17 protein-coding genes and 1 tRNA gene are annotated in these 17,776 nt (G+C 73.3%); 8 read left to right on the forward strand and 10 right to left on the reverse strand.

Going from position 1 to position 17,776, the window contains the following annotated elements:
* Positions 1 to 63: 63 nt before the first annotated feature.
* Positions 64 to 366, reverse strand: a complete 303-nt coding sequence (locus JK356_RS07255) for a DUF3800 domain-containing protein (RefSeq protein WP_201866708.1) — start codon at positions 364 to 366, stop codon at positions 64 to 66.
* Positions 367 to 545: 179 nt separating this feature from the next.
* Positions 546 to 621 (reverse strand) — tRNA-Arg (locus JK356_RS07260).
* A gap of 304 nt (positions 622 to 925) precedes the next feature.
* On the opposite strand from JK356_RS07260, the gene JK356_RS07265 reads away from it, so the two are divergent.
* From JK356_RS07265 to solA, 7 genes are all read left to right on the forward strand, one after another.
* A complete protein-coding gene (locus tag JK356_RS07265) occupies positions 926 to 2,521 on the forward strand; it encodes a dynamin family protein (protein ID WP_201866710.1) in 1,596 nt (531 codons plus the stop codon).
* Between the two features lie 37 nt (positions 2,522 to 2,558).
* The gene (locus JK356_RS07270) at positions 2,559 to 4,259 is read left to right on the forward strand and encodes a GTPase (protein WP_201866712.1); all 1,701 of its coding nucleotides are present in this window, start codon (positions 2,559 to 2,561) and stop codon (positions 4,257 to 4,259) included.
* Between the two features lie 160 nt (positions 4,260 to 4,419).
* The gene (locus tag JK356_RS07275) at positions 4,420 to 5,832 is read left to right on the forward strand and encodes a thioester domain-containing protein (RefSeq protein ID WP_201866713.1); all 1,413 of its coding nucleotides are present in this window, start codon (positions 4,420 to 4,422) and stop codon (positions 5,830 to 5,832) included.
* Positions 5,833 to 6,142: 310 nt separating this feature from the next.
* Positions 6,143 to 7,807, forward strand: a complete 1,665-nt coding sequence (gene ettA / locus JK356_RS07280) for an energy-dependent translational throttle protein EttA (protein ID WP_201866715.1) — start codon at positions 6,143 to 6,145, stop codon at positions 7,805 to 7,807.
* 7 nt (positions 7,808 to 7,814) lie between these two features.
* Positions 7,815 to 8,246 (forward strand): thioesterase family protein, encoded by a 432-nt coding sequence (locus JK356_RS07285; RefSeq protein ID WP_201866717.1) that lies wholly within the window; start codon positions 7,815 to 7,817, stop codon positions 8,244 to 8,246.
* 40 nt (positions 8,247 to 8,286) lie between these two features.
* Positions 8,287 to 9,102, forward strand: coding sequence for a hypothetical protein (locus JK356_RS07290; RefSeq protein WP_307815444.1), 816 nt, complete (start codon positions 8,287 to 8,289; stop codon positions 9,100 to 9,102).
* The gene (solA, locus tag JK356_RS07295) at positions 9,074 to 10,258 is read left to right on the forward strand and encodes an N-methyl-L-tryptophan oxidase (RefSeq protein WP_201866799.1); all 1,185 of its coding nucleotides are present in this window, start codon (positions 9,074 to 9,076) and stop codon (positions 10,256 to 10,258) included. Before JK356_RS07290 ends, solA begins: the two co-directional genes overlap by 29 nt.
* Before the next feature lie 20 nt (positions 10,259 to 10,278).
* Here the strand turns inward: solA and JK356_RS07300 are convergent, their stop codons facing one another.
* The 3 genes from JK356_RS07300 to JK356_RS07310 form a co-directional block, all read right to left on the reverse strand.
* A complete protein-coding gene (locus JK356_RS07300; RefSeq protein WP_201866719.1) occupies positions 10,279 to 10,416 on the reverse strand; it encodes a hypothetical protein in 138 nt (45 codons plus the stop codon).
* A gap of 199 nt (positions 10,417 to 10,615) precedes the next feature.
* Entirely contained in the window at positions 10,616 to 10,810 is a 195-nt protein-coding gene (locus tag JK356_RS07305; RefSeq protein ID WP_201866720.1) for a DUF397 domain-containing protein, read from the reverse strand.
* Between the two features lie 8 nt (positions 10,811 to 10,818).
* Complete coding sequence (locus tag JK356_RS07310) at positions 10,819 to 11,673, reverse strand: helix-turn-helix transcriptional regulator (protein WP_201866721.1); 855 nt, start codon at positions 11,671 to 11,673, stop codon at positions 10,819 to 10,821.
* 159 nt (positions 11,674 to 11,832) lie between these two features.
* Between JK356_RS07310 and JK356_RS07315 the strand changes: the two genes are divergently transcribed.
* Positions 11,833 to 12,219: a globin gene (locus tag JK356_RS07315; protein ID WP_201866723.1), complete on the forward strand. Its 387-nt coding sequence runs from the start codon at positions 11,833 to 11,835 to the stop codon at positions 12,217 to 12,219.
* Here the strand turns inward: JK356_RS07315 and JK356_RS07320 are convergent.
* The 5 genes from JK356_RS07320 to JK356_RS07340 all read right to left on the reverse strand — a co-directional run bounded on the left by JK356_RS07320 (position 12,174) and on the right by JK356_RS07340 (position 17,748).
* Positions 12,174 to 13,361 (reverse strand): acyltransferase family protein, encoded by a 1,188-nt coding sequence (locus tag JK356_RS07320; RefSeq protein ID WP_201866724.1) that lies wholly within the window; start codon positions 13,359 to 13,361, stop codon positions 12,174 to 12,176. The two genes, JK356_RS07315 and JK356_RS07320, sit on opposite strands and share 46 nt — an antisense overlap.
* A 128-nt stretch (positions 13,362 to 13,489) precedes the next feature.
* On the reverse strand, positions 13,490 to 14,572 hold the full coding sequence (locus tag JK356_RS07325) for an ABC transporter permease (protein ID WP_307815446.1): 1,083 nt from the start codon (positions 14,570 to 14,572) through the stop codon (positions 13,490 to 13,492).
* Entirely contained in the window at positions 14,569 to 15,303 is a 735-nt protein-coding gene (locus tag JK356_RS07330) for an ABC transporter ATP-binding protein (protein WP_307815447.1), read from the reverse strand. The genes JK356_RS07325 and JK356_RS07330 overlap by 4 nt, the downstream gene beginning before the upstream one ends.
* Positions 15,304 to 15,319: 16 nt before the next feature.
* Positions 15,320 to 16,345, reverse strand: a complete 1,026-nt coding sequence (locus JK356_RS07335) for an FHA domain-containing protein (RefSeq protein ID WP_201866726.1) — start codon at positions 16,343 to 16,345, stop codon at positions 15,320 to 15,322.
* A gap of 50 nt (positions 16,346 to 16,395) precedes the next feature.
* Positions 16,396 to 17,748, reverse strand: coding sequence for a VWA domain-containing protein (locus JK356_RS07340; protein ID WP_201866727.1), 1,353 nt, complete (start codon positions 17,746 to 17,748; stop codon positions 16,396 to 16,398).
* Positions 17,749 to 17,776 lie beyond the last annotated feature (28 nt).

Below are 17,776 nucleotides of genomic sequence, written 5' to 3' on the forward strand. Positions count from 1 at the left end.
GCGGGCCCTCGACTCCGGCTTCAGGGGCGTCTGTCCAGATCCTGCAGGCGCTCCTCGTCGCCATCATGCCCTTGAGCCCTCCATGGGAGCCGGCCATATGCCGTCGATGAGCCAGGGTCGGGCAAGCGGCTCCAGGTCGCGCGAGAACTGGTCCCCGCCGCCACTTGCCATCCGCTGTGCCCACTGGCGCGTCGCGCCCGCAGCCCAGTCCGCCACCTGGAGCTGCGGGTGGTCCTTGCTGTCCGCAAATTCGATGGCGCCCATGAACGGGTGCATGAACTCGCCCGGCCGTGCGGGATCCGGGAAGAAGTGCACGGTGTGCAGGCGGGTGGTGTTGCGGTCGACTACTTTCGATGCGTCGTGCACCAGCGGTGTTGCCGCGCCCGGCCGGGTGATCGTCGCGCGGCGCGGTTACCGGGGTGCGGGCGGCTGGGCTGAGCCGGGAGGGACACGGGTGTGAGAGAGGGGGGAGGGGGCCGGGCCGGTCCGCCGCCGCTGAGGTGCGGCAACGCGGCGGCGGGCGGGCCCGGCGCGGCGGCCCGGCGTGGCGCCCCCGGCAGGACTCGAACCTGCGGCCAAGTGCTTAGAAGGCACCTGCTCTATCCGCTGAGCTACGGGGGCCGGTCTCCTCTGTCGTGCCTGCTGTGCGGGACGGCGCCCCTCTCTACCTCGTCGGGCACAGGATAGGGCTTCGAGAGGACCGTCCCTGTTGCTTCACGGCAGCACCCTCGTGTGGAGATCCAGTGAAGCAGACCTGATAATCGCAGGCGAATGCGATGAGCGCAGCGGTTTTGCAGCTCCGCCCGAGGGGTGTTGCGCAGTCGTTATGCCTCGGGCGTGCCGGATCTGGCGGAACGCGCCAGTGGTGTGGTGCGTTCGGCGCAATATGCTTGGGAAACGCCCCTAAAGCGGGCATTCTGCGCATGTGGCGATCTTGGACGCACGGCCCGAACTGCTGGACGCGCTGACTCTGCTGCGCGAGCGTCTCGCCGCAGCGCGTTTCCCCCTGGACCTTCCGGGTGCGGAACGCGCCCGGCGCACGCGCGCGGAGCTGCTGGCACAGCTCGACGGCTACCTGCTGCCCCGGCTGCGCAAGCCGGAGGCACCGCTGCTCGCCGTCGTCGGCGGATCAACCGGTGCGGGAAAGTCAACACTCGTCAATTCTCTGGTGGGACGGAGAGTGACCGAAGCCGGGGTCCTCCGTCCGACCACCCGCGCGCCGGTCCTGGTCTGCCATCCCCGCGACCGGCAGTGGTTCGCCTCCCGGCGGGTGCTGCCGCAGCTGGAGCGCGTGACGCGGCCCAGCCCCGACGGGCCGCCCGCCCTCGCCGTCGTGGCCGAGCCCGCCGTGCCGCCCGGCGTCGCCCTGCTGGACGCGCCCGACATCGACTCCGTCGTGCAGGGCAACCGCGACCTGGCCGCCGACCTGATCTGCGCGGCCGACGTGTGGGTGCTGGTCACCACCGCCGCCCGGTACGCCGACGCCCTGCCCTGGCACCTGCTGCGCAGCGCCCGCGAGTACGACGTCACGCTCGTCACCGTCCTGGACCGGGTGCCGCACCAGATCGCCACCGAGGTCACCCGCCACTACGCCGCGCTGCTCGACGAGGCCGGGCTCGGCGGCGTGCCGCGGTTCACCGTCCCCGAGCTTCCCGAGTCCGCGCGCGGCGGCTCCGGCCTGCTGCCCGCCACCGCCGTGGCCGGGCTCCGCGAGTGGCTGACGCGGCGCGCGCAGGACCCCGTCGCGCGCGCCGCCGCGGCCGCCCGCACCGCCACCGGCGCCCTGGCCTCCTTGCGGCCGCGGGTGATCTCCCTGGCCGCCGCCAGCGCCGCCCAGTACGGCGCGGCCGTCCGGCTCGACCGGCACGTCACCGAGGCGTTCACCGCCGCCCGCGACCGGGTGCGCGACTGCCTGGACACCGGCGGCCTCGTCACCGGCGACGTGCGCGCCCAGTGGCTCGCCTTCCCTGACGACGCCAGCGGCGAGGAGCTGCTCAGCGCTCTGGCCGCCGCCCTGACCGGGCTGCTCGCCGAGGCCGTCACCGACGCCGCGCAGCGCGTCGCCGCCGCCTGGCGCGCCGCGCCCGGAGCCCCGGAGCCCGCCACGCCCGACCAGCCGGGCGGAGCCGGGGAACTGCGGGCCCGCCTGGGCGTCGGCGTCCGGCGGCTGCGCCGCTGCCTGGAGGAACTGGCCGAGGAGGCCAGGAGCCGCCGCGGCGTCCGCGCCGACGACGCCGAGACCGCCGCCGTCCTCGCCGTCGCCCTGCTCGGCGGTGACACCTCCGTCATCGCCCGCCAGCTCCTCGCCGGGGCCTTCGGCACGGACGAGACCGTCCGCATGTGCGACCAGGGCGCAGCGCTCCTGGCCTCCGCCGTCTCCACCGCCCTCGACGCCGAACGCACGCGCTGCGCCGCGCCCCTGCACGGCCTGGGCCTGTCGCCCCGGCCGCAGGCGGATCTGGTCGCCGCGCTGTCCGCCGTCCGCACGGGCCGGCGCGAGCCCGCCGCCCTCCCTCACTGACCGCCGCTCCCCGCGATCCTCCGGGAAGGAGTGCGCCATGCCGCACACGAGCTTTTCTCCGGCCACGTCTCCGGGCACGTCTCCGGGCATGTCCCCGGGCACGTCCGAGCCCGCGCCTGAGCTGCGCACGCTGCGCGCCCGGCTCGGGGCCCTGCGCGACCTGGTCAGCCTGTCCGGCGCCCGCCTCGACGCCGGGACCTTGGACGCCGCCTCCCGCCTCCTCGACGAGGCCGCCGCCCGCGACCGGCTGCCCGCCGCGTTCACCACCGTCGCCCTCGCGGGCGCCACCGGCGGCGGTAAGTCGTCCCTGTTCAATGCCCTGGCCGGGGCCCAGCTCTCCGAGACCGGCGTGCGCCGTCCCACCACCGCCACCGCCCTGTCGTGCGTGTGGGACACCCCGCGCGGCGGCGACAACCCCGAGGGCCTGCTGGAACGCCTCGGCATCGCACCCCGCTTCCGCCGCCGCCCCCACTGCGACGACCCCGCCCTGGGCGGCCTGATCCTCGTCGACCTGCCCGACCTCGACTCCGTCGACCCGGCCCACCGGGAGCAGACCGACCGGCTGCTCGGACTGGTCGACGCCATCATCTGGGTCACCGACCCCGAGAAGTACGCCGACGCCCTCCTCCACGAGCGCTACCTGCGGGCCTTCGCCGGGCACGCCGAGGTCAGCGTCGTCGTGCTCAACCAGGCCGACCGGCTGCCCGGCGACGCCGTGGACGCCGTCCTGGACGACCTGCGCCGGCTGCTCGACGAGGGCGGCGTCCCGCTCGGCGAACACGGCGAGCCCGGCGCCCGGGTGCTGGCCGTCTCCGCGCTCACCGGCGAAGGCATCGCCGACCTGCGGCGCGACATCGCCGACCTGGTGTCCACGCGCGCCACCGCCGCGCGCCGCCTCGCCGCCGACGTCGACGGCCTCACCCGCCAGCTGCGGCCCCACCTGGTGCCCGCGGGCGGCGACGCCCCGGCCGGGCTGACCTCCCGGGTCCGCCAGGAGTTCGAGGACCGCCTCGCCGTCGCCGTCGGGGCGCCCGCCGCGGGCGAGACGGCCGAACGCGCCTGGCTGCGCCGCGCCGACCATGCCTGCGGCACGCCCTGGGCGCGGCTGCTGCGCCGCCTCGCCTGGCACCAGGCCGAACGGCGGGGGGAGCCGCACGCGTTCGCGGCCAAGCGGCAGCGGGCCGCGCAGCCGCCCGCCGTCTCCCGCCCGGCGATCGAGGAGGCCGTGCGGCGCCTCGCCGAGGACGCCGCGCGCGGCCTGCCGCGCCCCTGGGCCGAGGCGGTCGCCCGGGCCGCGCGGCGCGGCGCCGCGGACCTGCCTGCCGCCCTCGACGAAGCGCTGGCGACGCAGCCCACCGGCATCGCGCCCCGGCCGCGCTGGTGGTCGGCCGCCGCCGCCGGGCAGGCCGGGCTCGTGGGCCTCCAGCTGCTCGGGCTGTGCTGGCTGGTCACCGCGCTCGTCGCCCAGCCGGTGGTCGGCCGCTGGCTGCCGTTCATGCTGCTCGCCGGCGGCGCGCTGGCCGGGCCGCTGCTGGCCTGGGCCTGCCGCGTCGCCGCGCGCGGCGGGGCCCGCGCCTTCGGGCACGAGGAGGAGTCGCGGCTGCGGCGGCTGGCGGCCGAGCAGGGGCACCGGCACGTGCTGGAACCGGTCGCCGCGGAGCTGATGCGCTATCAGGAGGCGGCCGAGCGCTACCATCTGGCCGCCGGGCCGCCCGGCGGCGCCCAACTCCCCGTGTGAAGGTAACGATTCAACTTCGGAACGTGTAACAGCGGGGGGCGGTGGGGACATTGAGCTTTCCGCTCTCTACGATCCAGCGTACGCACGGGGACACGTGAGAATCGTGCGGCCGGACAGACGGCTGCGCCCTGTGATCACTGGCATTGTGGAGGGGACACACATGTTGCTTGCGCGCAAGCGGGTTCTTGCCCGCTGTGCGGCCACAGCCGTCGCCGCGGGCCTCACCGCGGCCGGTGCGATAGCGACCGCGGCGCCCGCCGCGGCTGACGCCCCCGGCACGGGCGGCGCCACCGCCACGCTGGAGGGCCTCCAGATCTACGACCGGGTCGACGTCACCGTCGACGGCCGGACCCACACCTACGGCGCCGGGCTGTTCAACCTGGCCGCCGACGGCGGCGGCACGTACCAGACGTACTGCATCGACTTCGGCACCGCCGCCCAGAACGGCACGCAGTACCGGGAGACCGGCTGGGACTCCTCGACGCTGCACGACAACCCGGACGCCGGCAAGATCAACTGGATCCTCCAGAACTCCTACCCGGTGGTCGACGACCTCAACGCCCTCGCCGCCGAGGCGGGCGCCGAGTCGCTGACCGAGGAGCAGGCTGCCGCCGGCACGCAGGCCGCGATCTGGCACCTCTCCGACGGTGTCGAGGCCGTGCCGCAGAACGAGAACGCCCAGGCGCTCACCGAGTGGCTGCTCTCGGCCGCCGAGGACGTGGCCGAGCCCAGCCCGTCCCTCCAGCTCAACCCGTCGCAGGTCTCCGGCACGCCGGGCAGCATCATCGGCCCGGTCACGGTCGAGACCAGCGCCGACGCCGTGTACGTGGCCCCGGACGCGGCCGCCGCCGAGCAGGGCGTGACCATCGTCGACGCCAACGGCGAGCCGATCAGCGAGGACGTCGCGGTCACCGACGGCAGCGAGCTGTACTTCTCAGTGCCCGAGGGCGCCGAGGACGGCAGCGCTTCGCTGACCGCGACGGCGACCTCCTCGGTGCCGGTCGGCCGTGCCTTCACCGGCGTGGACACCGTCACCCAGACGATGATCCTCGCCGGCTCCTCCGATGCCTCCGTGTCCGCGACCGCGACCGCCAACTGGGCCAGCGAGGGCCCGGCCCCGGCCGTGACCGCGCACGAGAACTGCGCCGCGGGCGGCGTGGACATCACCGCCACCAACGAGGGTGACGAGCCGTTCGTCTTCGAGCTGGAGGGCGAGGAGTACGAGATCCCGGCCGGCGGCTCCGAGACCGTGACCGTCCCCGTCGAGGACGGCCAGGCGTACGAGATCACCATCGCCGGCCTCGATGGCGGCGAGGGCTGGGAGTTCACCGGCGTCCTCGACTGCTCCACCAACGGTGACGGCGGCATGGAGCCCATCGGGGACGACGACAGCAACGAGCCCTCGCCCGCGGGCGACACCGGCCCGGACCTGGCCGACACCGGCAGCAGCAGCGGCAACCCCGCCATGATCGCGGGTATCGCGGTCGCGCTGCTCGTCGCCGGCGGTGCCGCGGTCTTCTTCATCCGCCGCCGGTCCGCCGCCAGCGCCTCGGGTGCCTCGGCTGACGACTGACGCGGCCGCGAGCGGCGCCTGAGCCATCCGGCGCCGCCGCGCTGACCGCCCGGAAGGGGGCGGGCCCGCCGGACGGGTCCGCCCCCTTCGCCGTGTTCCCCGTGCTTGCCGTACTGTTCCGTGCTTCCCGCACGCACCCCGCCCCGGGGCGTCCGGGCGAGGCGTCGGCGCCCCGCCCGCGGTCCCCCCGGGGCTCCCCGTCCCCGCCCGCCCCGCGGGTCACAGCCGGTTTCCGCGCTGGCGGTGGCATGCGGCAGGATGGGGACATCCGCTCTCGAAGCTCACTACGCGATCCGCCGGACGGTTTCTCTTGGCTGAGTACATCTACACCATGCGCAAGGCGCGTAAGGCGCACGGCGACAAGGTGATCCTCGACGACGTCACCTTGAGCTTCCTTCCCGGTGCCAAGATCGGCGTCGTCGGCCCCAACGGCGCGGGCAAGTCGACGGTGCTCAAGATCATGGCGGGTCTGGAGCAGCCGTCGAACGGTGACGCCTTCCTCACGCCGGGCTACTCCGTCGGCATCCTCCTCCAGGAGCCCCCGCTCGACGAGTCGAAGACCGTCCTGGAGAACGTGCAGGACGGCGTCGCCGAGATCAAGGGCAAGCTCGACCGGTTCAACGAGATCGCCGAGCAGATGGCGACGGACTACTCCGACGCCCTCATGGACGAGATGGGCAAGCTCCAGGAGCAGCTCGACCACGCGGGCGCCTGGGACCTCGACGCCCAGCTTGACCAGGCCATGGACGCCCTGGGCTGCCCGCCCGGCGACTGGCCCGTCACCCACCTCTCCGGCGGTGAGAAGCGCCGCGTCGCGCTGTGCAAGCTGCTGCTGGAGCAGCCCGACCTGCTGCTGCTCGACGAGCCCACCAACCACCTGGACGCCGAGTCGGTGCAGTGGCTGGAGCAGCACCTCGCCAAGTACCAGGGCACGGTCGTCGCCATCACCCACGACCGCTACTTCCTGGACAACGTGGCCGAGTGGATCCTGGAGCTCGACCGCGGCCGGGCCTACGTGTACGAGGGCAACTACTCGACCTACCTGGAGACCAAGCAGGCCCGCCTGAAGGTCGAGGGCGCCAAGGACGCCAAGCGCGCCAAGCGCCTGAAGGAAGAGCTGGAGTGGGTCCGCTCCAACGCCAAGGGCCGCCAGGCCAAGTCCCGCGCCCGCCTCGCCCGCTACGAGGAGATGGCCGCCGAGGCCGAGAAGACGCGGAAGCTCGACTTCGAGGAGATCCAGATCCCGCCGGGCCCGCGCCTGGGCAACGTGGTGGTCGAGGTCGACCACCTCAGCAAGTCCTTCGGCGACAAGGTGCTGGTGGACGACCTGTCGTTCAGCCTGCCGCGGAACGGGATCGTCGGTGTCATCGGGCCCAACGGCGTCGGCAAGACCACGCTGTTCCGCATGATCCTGGGCCTGGAGCAGCCGGACTCCGGCTCGATCAAGATCGGCGAGACCGTCAAGATCTCCTACGTCGACCAGGGCCGGGCCAACATCGACCCGAACAAGACCCTGTGGGAGGTCGTCTCCGACGGCCTGGACTACATCAACGTCGGCCAGGTCGAGATGCCCTCCCGGGCGTACGTCAGCGCGTTCGGCTTCAAGGGCCCGGACCAGCAGAAGCCCGCCGGGGTGCTCTCCGGAGGCGAGCGGAACCGGCTGAACCTGGCGCTCACCCTCAAGCAGGGCGGCAACCTGCTGCTGCTCGACGAGCCGACCAACGACCTGGACGTCGAGACGCTGTCCTCGCTGGAGAACGCCCTGCTCGACTTCCCCGGCTGCGCCGTGGTGATCTCCCACGACCGGTGGTTCCTGGACCGCATCGCCACGCACATCCTGGCCTACGAGGGCGACTCCCGCTGGTTCTGGTTCGAGGGCAACTTCGAGTCCTACGAGAAGAACAAGACGGAACGCCTGGGCCCGGAGGCCAGCCGGCCGCACCGCACCGCCTACAAGAAGCTGACGCGGGGCTGAGCGCGCCGTGCGTCACGTCTACCGGTGCCCGCTGCGCTGGTCCGACATGGACGCCTTCGGGCACGTCAACAACGTGGTCTTCCTCCGCTATCTGGAGGAGGCCAGGATCGATCTCTTCTTCCGGGTGGCGCGCGAGGCCGACGCGGGCACGTTCGCGTCCGGGTCGGTCGTCGCGCACCACGAGATCGACTACCTCAGGCCGCTGACGTACCGCCCCGAGCCGGTCACCATCGAGCTGTGGGTGACCCGGCTCGGCGGCGCCTCGCTGACGGTGGCCTACGAGGTGAAGGACGAGCGCGAGACGTACGCGCGCGCCTCGACCGTCGTCGTCCCCTACGACCTGGCCGAGGGGCGCCCCCGGCGGCTGACGCCGCAGGAGCGGACGTTCGCCGAGAAGTACCGGGACGACGCGCACGGCGACGACGCCTACGGCGTGTGACCGCACGGCAGGGAACGCGACGCGGTGGCGGTGTGACGACGTGACGACGGATGCGACGCACGCGGCGGACGGCCGGCGCTCCCGGCTGGCGTTCGCCGAGTCTGCCGGGGCGGCCTCGCTCGCGGCGTTCCTGGCGCGGCAGCTGCGCTGGGACCGGACGGCGGCGGCCCGGATCACGGCCGGCGGCGAGGTGCTGGCCGTCTTCACGCGGCCGGCCCGGTTCAACGTGCTGGCCGTGCTGCCGGGCCGGCTGCGCGCGCCGGTGCGCCTGGACGTGACGGTCTCGGCGGGCGAGCTGCTGGAGGGCATCGACGAGGAGCGCGGCGAGATCGCGGTGCCCGGCGCCGTGACCGGCCCGTCCTGGGCCGGGGTGCTGCCGCCGCGCGGCGGCTGGCAGCGGCTGGCCGACGTGGCGCACGCCGCGGCGCGCGAGGCCGCGGCCGCCGTCGTCGCGGAGTTCCGCCAGCGCACCGAAGGCATGGCGCCCGAGGCGCGGACCCGGCAGGCGCTCGACGGGCTCGCCGAGGAGATCTGGTCGCGCCCGCTGCCCGGCACCCCGCTGCCGCTGCGGGCCGTGCACGCGGCCCACGCCCTCGGCTTCCTGCCGCCGGCGCCGCCGCCCGGCGCGGGCGAGGCGGCGGTCCTGGCCAGCGGGCCGTGGCTGCGGCTGCGCACCGCGCTCGGCTCGATAGCGGTGCGGCGCCCCGCCACGCCGGGGCTGCCGGGACTGAACGTCATGCCGGTGCGGCGGACCGCCGGCGGGCACCACAGGGAGCACTATCACCATGACACCGAAACCGGCACCGGACCCGGGCACGGCCCGGACCATGAGCCCGGGCAGCCCCCGCGCCTTTGACGTCATCGTCCTGGGCGTCGGCGGCATGGGCAGCGCCGCCGTGAGGGAGCTCGCGGCGCGGGGCGCGCGCGTGCTGGGGCTCGAGCGGTTCGGGCCGGCGCACGCCAACGGGTCGAGCCACGGCGGCTCCCGGATCGTGCGCCAGTCGTACTTCGAGGGCGAGGAGTACGTGCCGCTGCTGCTGCGCAGCTACGAGCTGTTCGAGCGGCTCCAGCGGGACAGCGGCCGGGACCTGATGCTGCTGTGCGGCGGCCTGATGATCGGCCGCGGGGACAGCCGGACGGTCGCGGGCAGCCTGGCCTCGGCGCGCGCCTGGGACCTGCCGCACGAGATGCTCGACGCGGCCGCGATCCGGCGGCGCTTCCCGGTGTTCGCGCCGGGCCCGGCGGACGTGGCGCTGTACGAGTCGCGGGCCGGGCTGGTGCGGCCGGAGGAGACGGTCGCGGCGCAGCTTGAGCTGGCGCGGCGCGACGGTGCCGAGCTGCGGTTCGGCGAGCCCGCCACCAGCTGGGAGGAGCTGCCCGGCGGCGCGGGCGTGCGGGTGCGGACCGGGCAGGGCGAGTACACCGCCGGCCACCTGGTGATCACCCCCGGGGCGTGGGCGCCGGAGCTGCTCGCCGGGCTGGGAGTGCCGTTCACTGTCGAGCGGCAGGTCATGCACTGGTTCCAGCCCCTTGGCGGCACCGCGGCGTATACCCCGGACCGGCAGCCCGTGTACATCTGGGAGGGCGACGACCGGGCCGAGGGGGAGACCGAGGGTACGCAGATCTACGGCTTCCCCGCGATCGACGGCCCCGCGGGCGGCGTGAAGGTGGCGTTCTTCCGCAAGGGGGAGACGTGCACGCCGGAGACGATCGACCGGACGGTCCGGGAGCGGGAGGTGGCCGAGATGGCGGCCTACGCGGGCGCGCGGCTGCCGGGGCTGCCGGGGCGGCCGCTGCGGGCCGCGACGTGCATGTACACCACCACGCCTGACGAGCACTTCGTGATCGCGCGGCATCCCGGGTGCGAGGCCACGACCGTGGCCTGCGGCTTCTCGGGGCACGGCTTCAAGTTCGTGCCGGTGGTGGGGGAGATCCTCGCCGACCTGGCGCTGACGGCGGAGACCGCCCATCCGATCGGCCTGTTCGATCCCGGCAGGCTAGCCGGGCGCTGACGCACCGCGGCCAGCGCCGGCTACCTGCCGTTCTTGATGAGGCGGTTGGCCTCGCTCTGCGCGTTGGCCTCCTTGACCTTCTCGCGCAGCCGGTCGGAGGCGCTCGTGGTGTCGTTCGTGTTCTGGCCGCTCTGGGAGGCGGCGGGTGCCGTTGACATGAGTGAGGGTGCCCTTCGCCGTGCCGTGAAGCTGAGGTTCGGAATCTCGCGAGGGCGTCAGCGCTGACGTGCTGCAACGGTAACGCTACCCAGGGGACCCGGCAACTGTATCCCGGGATACGGTTGTCAAATCCGGGCCTGGTTTGGTATATGCCGCCGCGTCATGACACGGGGTGCTTCGCCGGGCCGGGCGGCGGGCTCAGCCGAGCCGGTCGAACCGGCCGGACCGGGAAGCGCGCAGCAGCGCCGCGAGCCGGCGGCGGCTGGCGGTCAGGACGGTCCGGGGCTCGTCGCTCTCGCGGAGTGCCACGCCGCGGGGGTGCCGGGCCAGCTCCACGCAGTTGTCGCCGGTGCTGGAGTAGGAGGACTTCTGCCAGGTCAACGATGCTGCCATGGGCCTGCTCACATCTCTCGCGCGAGGTACCGGATCAGCTGCCGTGACTCCTCGGCGTCCAGCGCGAGCGCGCTCGCCGCGTCGCACAGCCGCCGGTACCGCTTCAGCTCGTGCTCGCTGTGCAGGAACACGCCGCCGAACGGCGTGTCCATCTGCACGGTGTCCAGCTGCGGAACGGGTCCTTCCGCGTAGAGCATAGACTGCGCGTGACCTGGGACGTCTTCAAGCGCGAACGGGATGACCCGCAGCGTGACGCCCGGCCACTCGGCGACCGTCAGCAGGTGGGAGAGCTGGCCGCGGGCGACCTGGCGCCCGCCGTAGCGCATGCGCAGCGCGGCCTCGTGGATGATCGCCTCGCACCGCGGCGGGTCGGGGCGCTGGAAGATCCGGGCACGGCTGACGCGGTGCTCGACGCGGGCGGTGAGCTGCTCCTCGTCGGGACCGGGGATGGCGCTGCTGAGGATGGCGCGCGCATACCCCTCGGTCTGGAAGATGCCCGGCACCAGCAGCAGGTGCACCAGGTGCAGTGCGGTGGCGTGGTGCTCCAGTTCGGAGACGTCGAGTGCGCCGGGCGCGAGCACGCCCCGGTACCGCTCCCACCAGTGCTGCCCCCGGTGTTCGCGCGCGATGGCGCACAACGCGTCGATGTAGGGCGCGTCGTGGCACTCGTAGAAATCCGCGAGCTTCCGGATGCGCCCCTCGCTGATTCCGCGCCGCCCGGACTCGATGTTCGACATCTTTGCGCGGTCGGTTCCAATGTGCGCCGCCGCCTCGTGCGCCGTCCTTCCGGCGCGTTCGCGCATCTTGCGCAACTCCGTGCCGAGGCGCGCCTCTCGCGCGGTCGGAACGTCCCTTGGCGGCATGTGCCCTCCTCCTGGTGTCAGGCCCAGCGCAGTGTGCCGCGCTCCGTCGCCTCCGGTCTACTCATGGTGAGCACCGGTGCGCGACGGCGAAAGCGACGGGGCACGCTTTCCCCGTGACACCCGTATCACAGCGAAGGGGTCTGCGAGGATGGAGGAGTGATGGACGAGCAGCAGCAGTCGTTTTACGAACAGGTCGGAGGAGAGGAGACCTTCCGCAAGCTGGTGCACCGCTTCTATGAGGGCGTGGCGACGGACCCGCTGCTGCGTCCCATGTACCCCGAGGAGGACCTCGGCCCCGCCGAGGAGCGGCTGCGGCTGTTCCTCATCCAGTACTGGGGCGGCCCCCGCACGTACAGCGAGCGGCGCGGCCACCCGCGGCTGCGGATGCGGCACGCGCCGTTCCCCGTGAACCGCGCCGCGCACGATGCGTGGCTGCGCCACATGCGCGACGCGGTGGACAGCCTGGGGCTGGCGCCCGAACACGAGCGCCAGCTGTGGGACTACCTGGTGTACGCGGCCGCGTCCATGGTCAACACCCCGGACTGAGACCGCGCACCGGTCTGCTCCGGCACCCGCTCCTCGCCGGCGTGAGCGGCAGCGGACGGCGGGGCGGGCGGCCCGGACTGCGGGGACTTCCCGGCGGCCGGCTGCTCCGGGCGGAACAGCCACGGCAGGCGCGGCTGCACCACCGGCTTGGTCAGCCGCCGCACCGGCGGCGACGCCAGCGTCGCGCCGAGCGCCACGGCCATCAGCACCAGCGCGATCTGGTCGTACCACGGCCCGACCCAGTCGTAGCCCCAGTGCCGCTGGTACACCCGGAGCACCAGCGGGTGCAGGATGTAGATGTACATGCCGCCCGCGCCGAGCGCGGTCAGGAACGGCACCCGGCGCTGCGGCACCAGCCGGAGCGCGGCCAGCGCGATGAGGGACCCCAGCCCCAGCACCGCTCCGCGCTCCAGCCAGGCCCAGGGCTCGTCCAGCGGGTTGCCCGGGGCGTACGGGCCCTTCATCCGCAGCGTGCTGCCCTTTACGTCAGCGCGCAGGAACCACGCGGCCACGAATGCCACGCCCACGACCGCCAGCGCGGCGTACGCGCTCCAGCGCGCCTCGAACGCCTCCCGCAGCCTGCCGCGCTGCCGCAGCTTCCAGCCGACCAGAAAGAACGGCAGGTACGTCAGCGTCCGCGACAGCGACAGGTCGGTCCCGATGTCCGAGACGTAGCCGGCCGCCAGCGCGACGACCACCGCCGTCGCCAGCGGGTAGCGCAGGTGCGCCAGGTACGGCAGGGACATCCGCCAGAAGAAGAGGGACAGCAGGAACCACAGCCCCCACGCCGGGTTGACGACGAACAGCTCCAGCCGGTCGTAGAGCAGCCAGATCTGCGCGGTGTGCAGCAGCCCGACCGCCAGGTACGGCACCAGCACCGACTCGATCAGCCGCCGCGCCTCCCTCGGCCGCAGCGGCTCCGCGCTGCTGAAGTACCCGGCCAGCACGGCGAACAGCGGCACCCGCATCGCCCAGGTCGCCAGGTACAGCCACCGCAGCCCGTCGCGGTCCGCCAGCGATCCCGACATATGGACCAGGACCACCAGGGTGCCCGCCACGAACCGGGCGTTGTCCCAGCGCGGCTCCCGCGTGCTGCTCTTCCTGCCGGTTGCCGGGCGCTTGCCCCTGCTGATCTGTGTCAACGCTGTTCGCACCGCCGTTCATACCCCCGTCATTCCTGGCGCAGGCTCATTCACGCACTGTTTGATAGCTGGAAACACGCACAAGATGTGCTCCCGGCGGTCTGGGTTGGATAACGATCCCGTGTGTGTCAGGTGTTGTCCCAGCGGAAGAGCCGTGCGGCGACCGCGGACAGCACGGCCGTGAACAGCAGCAGGCCCCCGACCACCGGCAGCGCGGTGTCCCAGCCCGCCCCGCGTGTCAGCACGTCCTGGAGCGCCTGGTTGAGGTGCTTCAGCGGCAGCACCGTCGAGAACGCCTGAAGCCACGAGGGCATCGAGTCCGTCGGGAAAAACGATCCTGCGAGGAAGGACATCGGCATGATGGTCAGCTGGAGGGCGCCGTTCGCCGCCTCCTCGCTCTTGGCCCAGGCGCCGATGAGCAGCCCGATCGCCATGAACGCCAGCGTGCCGCTCGCCACCAGCGGCACGCACCACCACCACTGCCCGGACAGGTCCAGTCCGTAGTAGGGGAGCGTGGCCACCCCGAGGAAGAGCGTCAGCTGCGTGAGCGACAGCGCCAGGCTGACGCCGACCCGCGCCCCGATCACCGTGCCGGGGCTGACGGGCGCCAGCCACAGCCGCCGCAGGATACGCTTCTTGCGCCAGCTGACGAGCGTGAGTGCCGAGGCGAAGGACGCGCCCATGGCGATGGAGAAGCCCAGCAGGCCGGGCGTGAGGTACTGGATCGGTTTGACCGACTCGTCCTCGACCTGGTCCGTGCGCAGCTCGTAGGCCGGCGGCTGCCCCGTCGCCGCGACGTTCGCGCCCTGCACCAGCGACTGCACCAGACCCTGCACCGTGCCCGCGCGTGCCGGGTCGGCCGCCGAGTAGCGCAGCTCGACCTGGCCGTCCTCCTCCTCCCAGATGACGCCGTCGATGTCACCCTCGCGCACCTCGCGCAGCGCCTCGTCCCGGTCGGCCGTGCGCTGGAGCGTCATCGCGTCGTCCAGCGCGGCGAGCTGCTCCGCGGACATCTCGTCCAGCATCGCCACGTCGCCGACCTGCGCGATGACCACGCGGTCGGAGGAGTCGTTCTGGAACAGCGCCCCGAACAGCAGCAGGAAGAACAGGGGGAACAGCACCGTGAAGAACGCCGCCATGCGGTCACGGAGCAGCCCCAGAAGCATGGCGCGCGACAGACTGCGGAACGCGCTCAGCGCGCTGGCGTTCACTCCCGGTACTCCCTGCCCGTGAGCTGAAGGAACACGTCCTCCAGCGAGGTGGCGCCCAGCTGCTCCATCAGCTCGGCGGGCGGACCGACGCGCAGCACGCGCCCGGCGTCCATGATGGCGACGCGGTCGCACAGCGCCTGCGCCTCGTCCATGTAGTGCGTGGTCAGCACGACCGTCCGGCCGGCCGCGTTGATCTCCCGCAGCAAATCCCAGAGATTGCGCCGCGCCTGCGGGTCCAGGCCCGTGGTCGGCTCGTCCAGGAAGACCAGCTCCGGGTCGTGGACCAGCGCGCAGGCGATCGACAGCCGCTGCGCCTGGCCGCCGGAGAGCTGGTCGTCCCGGACGTTCGCCTTCTCGCTCAGGCCCACCGACTCCAGCATGGCGTCGGCGCGTTCGGTGCTCACGCCGTACAGCGCGGCGAAGGTGCGGATCTGCTCGCGCGCGGTGAGCTTCTCGAAGAACGCCGACGCCTGGAGCTGGACGCCGATGCGGCGCAGCAGCGCGGGGTCGCGCGGCCAGGAGGGGGAGCCGAGGATCCGCGCGGTGCCGGAGTCCGGCTCGCGCAGCCCCTCGACCAGTTCGAGCGTGGTGGTCTTCCCCGCGCCGTTGGGCCCGAGGATGCCGTAGAACTCGCCGGCGGCCACCTCGAACGTCACACCGTTGACGGCGCGCACGTCCCCGTAGCTCTTGTGCAGCCCCTCTACCTGTATGGCGGGTGTACTAGTGGTCACGAAGAGCCGTTTTCATTCAGTTCCGGTAGAGGGTGAGGGTCGTCCAGGCGCCGATGTGGATCCGGTCGCCCTCCTTGAGCGGCACGGGCACGAAGGGCTGGATGGGCTCGTCGCTGCCGTTGACCGTGGTGCCGTTGGTCGAGTCCTGGTCGACCACCGCCCAGCTGCCGTCGGGCTGCTGCACGAGGACCGCGTGCTGGTGGGACACCCCCGGGTCCTCCGGCGGGCGCGCCAGGTCGATGTCGGGCGCCTCGCCGGTGGACTGGCGGCGGCGGCCGATCGTCATCTGCGGGCCGGTCAGCGGGATCTGCTGTTCCGGCGTGTAGGCGGGGAGGTTCAGCTGCGACGCCTCAGGGCCCGAGCGGCGCATCATCGCCGCGAAGTAGTCGGGGTCGGCGCCGACCGTCACCGACCAGCCGCCCGGCTGCGGCTGCCCGGGGGCGGGTGCGCCCGGGTACGGACCGGGCTGCGGCGGCACTCCCGGCGCCGGCTGCCCGGGGGCGCCGGGCGGCTGACCCGGCCCGCCGGGCGGGGAGATGACCCAGTCACCGCTCTGCTGCGGCTGGCCGTGGCCCGGCTGCGGGGGCTGCGGCGGCGCGGGCTGCTGGCCCGGCGGCTGCGGTCCGGGCTGCTGCGGGCCAGGCGGCTGCGGTCCGGGCTGCTGCGGCGGCGGGTAACCGTACGAGGGACCCTGCGGCGGCGCGCCCATCGGCTGCGGCGCCGGGGGCGTGGGCGGTATGTACTGCGTCGGCGAGTTCGTGAGGAAGTTGAAGCGGCACTCCTCACAGAACGGCGCCTGCGCCTCGCGCGGGGTGCCGCACTGCGGGCAGCGCTCCTGCGTCCCGCCCTGCTGCGGGAAGGGCTGCGGAGGCTGTGGCTGAGGCGGCACGCCGTGCGGCGGAGGGCCGGGCTGCTGCGGGTAACCGGGGGGCGCGCCAGGCGGCGGGGGCGCCGCGGCAGCGGCGGGTGCGAGCATGCGGTGACCGCACACCTCGCACCAGTCCTCGGCCACCGACTGGTGGCCGTTCGGGCAAGTCGGCATGTTACTGCCTCCCCCTTACGTACCTGCGATGAGTCACGTCCGTCACGGGATCACTTCTTTACCCGGACCGTCTTCGTTGACCTCGTCTCGAGAGTCATCTCGTCGGCCTCGGCGATTTTCGCTTTCAGTCGAACAGTACCGGCCGGGGCATCCTCCACGTCTACCACCTTCTCGAGCAGCCTGGCGGTGTCCGCGTTCCCCGAGGCGTGAGCGAGCTGCACGGCCCGGCCCAGCCTGGCGGTCGCCCCGGCGACATCCCCCTCCTTGCGGAGCTGGAGCCCTTCCCTGATGGCGTCGGCCAGTTCGGCCTGGCCCGTGTAGTGCGCGACCTGCGGGTTGATGCGCGTTGAGGCGGCGATGTCATCGGTCCACACAGCCCTCACCAGGCCCGTGCCGAGGGTGGTCGCCGGCGGGCCGGAGGGGTCGGACGGCTCGCGGACGACCAGCGCGACGCGCGCCGCGAGCATCTCGTGCCCGACCCCCGCGGCCGGCACCCGCACGCACACGTGGTAGTCGCGCGACTCGTCGCCCCACGAGCCCGTCGGATAGTCGCCGGAACGGGGCGGCGCCGGCGTCCGGCGGTCCGTCAGGTCCTCGACGGCGGGCGCGACTTGTCTGACGAACCGCACCCGCGCGCCCTGCGGCGTCCACAGCCGCAGGCTGACGTCTCCGATCTCCTTGCCCATGGCCGTCTCCATCAGGGCCGTGAAGTCGGCGGTCAGCCCGTCCGGCTCGGCCACGATGTCCGCGGTGCCCAGCAGCGCGGAGGCGATGGATGTGACTTCTTTCACGTCCCAGTCGGTGCCGACACCCCGTGCGTCGCAGGTGAAGACGCCCGCACACTCCGTGAGCGCCTGCCGCAGCTGCGCCGCCTCCTCGTGCTCGTTCCTGCCGTCGGTGAGCAGGATGCCGTGGCGGATCGCCGCGTCCGAAGCGCCCAGCAGGCGCCGCGCGCACCGCAGCCACGTCCCGATCGCGGTGCCGCCCGAGGGGCTCAGCCGCGTCAGCGCCTCCTTGGCGCGCGCCCGGGTGGCGTCGTCGGCGGTGGCGAGCCGGCCGCCGCCGGGGAAGACCTCGGCCGCCTTGTGGGTGCCCGCCACCACGGCGAACGCCACGCCGTCCCGCAGCGTGTCGATGGCGGCCTCGGTGGCCTGCCGGGCGTGCCGCATCTTGTCGGGCGGATAGTCCATCGAGCCCGAGCAGTCCACCATGATCACCACGGCGGCGCGCGGACCGCGGCGCGCTCCCGCGTCAGCCGGAAGGGGCCGGCCACCCGTGGTGCCCCCACCCGTGCTGGTGACGGTCACGATCGCGTTGACCTCTTCGCCGCCCCGGGGCAGGTACTCGTTCTGGAACACCTCGATGGTGAACCGCGGGACCTGGGACTTGGCGAAGTCAGCCATCGGCGGACCCTCCAGGGGCATCGGGCGG

Source organism: Streptomyces sp. 7-21 (genome assembly GCF_016741785.1).
Taxonomy (GTDB): domain Bacteria; phylum Actinomycetota; class Actinomycetes; order Streptomycetales; family Streptomycetaceae; genus Streptomyces.

What these genes read in the sequence shown, in the direction of transcription:
- JK356_RS07270 (WP_201866712.1), top strand. Translation starts at nt 2,559, where the DNA reads ATGCCGCACACGAGCTTTTCTCCGGCCACGTCTCCGGGCACGTCTCCG.
- JK356_RS07275 (WP_201866713.1), top strand. Translation starts at nt 4,420, where the DNA reads ATGTTGCTTGCGCGCAAGCGGGTTCTTGCCCGCTGTGCGGCCACAGCC.
- solA (WP_201866799.1), top strand. Translation starts at nt 9,074, where the DNA reads ATGAGCCCGGGCAGCCCCCGCGCCTTTGACGTCATCGTCCTGGGCGTC.
- JK356_RS07300 (WP_201866719.1), bottom strand. Translation starts at nt 10,416, where the DNA reads ATGTCAACGGCACCCGCCGCCTCCCAGAGCGGCCAGAACACGAACGAC.
- JK356_RS07305 (WP_201866720.1), bottom strand. Translation starts at nt 10,810, where the DNA reads ATGGCAGCATCGTTGACCTGGCAGAAGTCCTCCTACTCCAGCACCGGC.
- JK356_RS07310 (WP_201866721.1), bottom strand. Translation starts at nt 11,673, where the DNA reads ATGCCGCCAAGGGACGTTCCGACCGCGCGAGAGGCGCGCCTCGGCACG.
- JK356_RS07315 (WP_201866723.1), top strand. Translation starts at nt 11,833, where the DNA reads ATGGACGAGCAGCAGCAGTCGTTTTACGAACAGGTCGGAGGAGAGGAG.
- JK356_RS07335 (WP_201866726.1), bottom strand. Translation starts at nt 16,345, where the DNA reads ATGCCGACTTGCCCGAACGGCCACCAGTCGGTGGCCGAGGACTGGTGC.
- JK356_RS07340 (WP_201866727.1), bottom strand. Translation starts at nt 17,748, where the DNA reads ATGGCTGACTTCGCCAAGTCCCAGGTCCCGCGGTTCACCATCGAGGTG.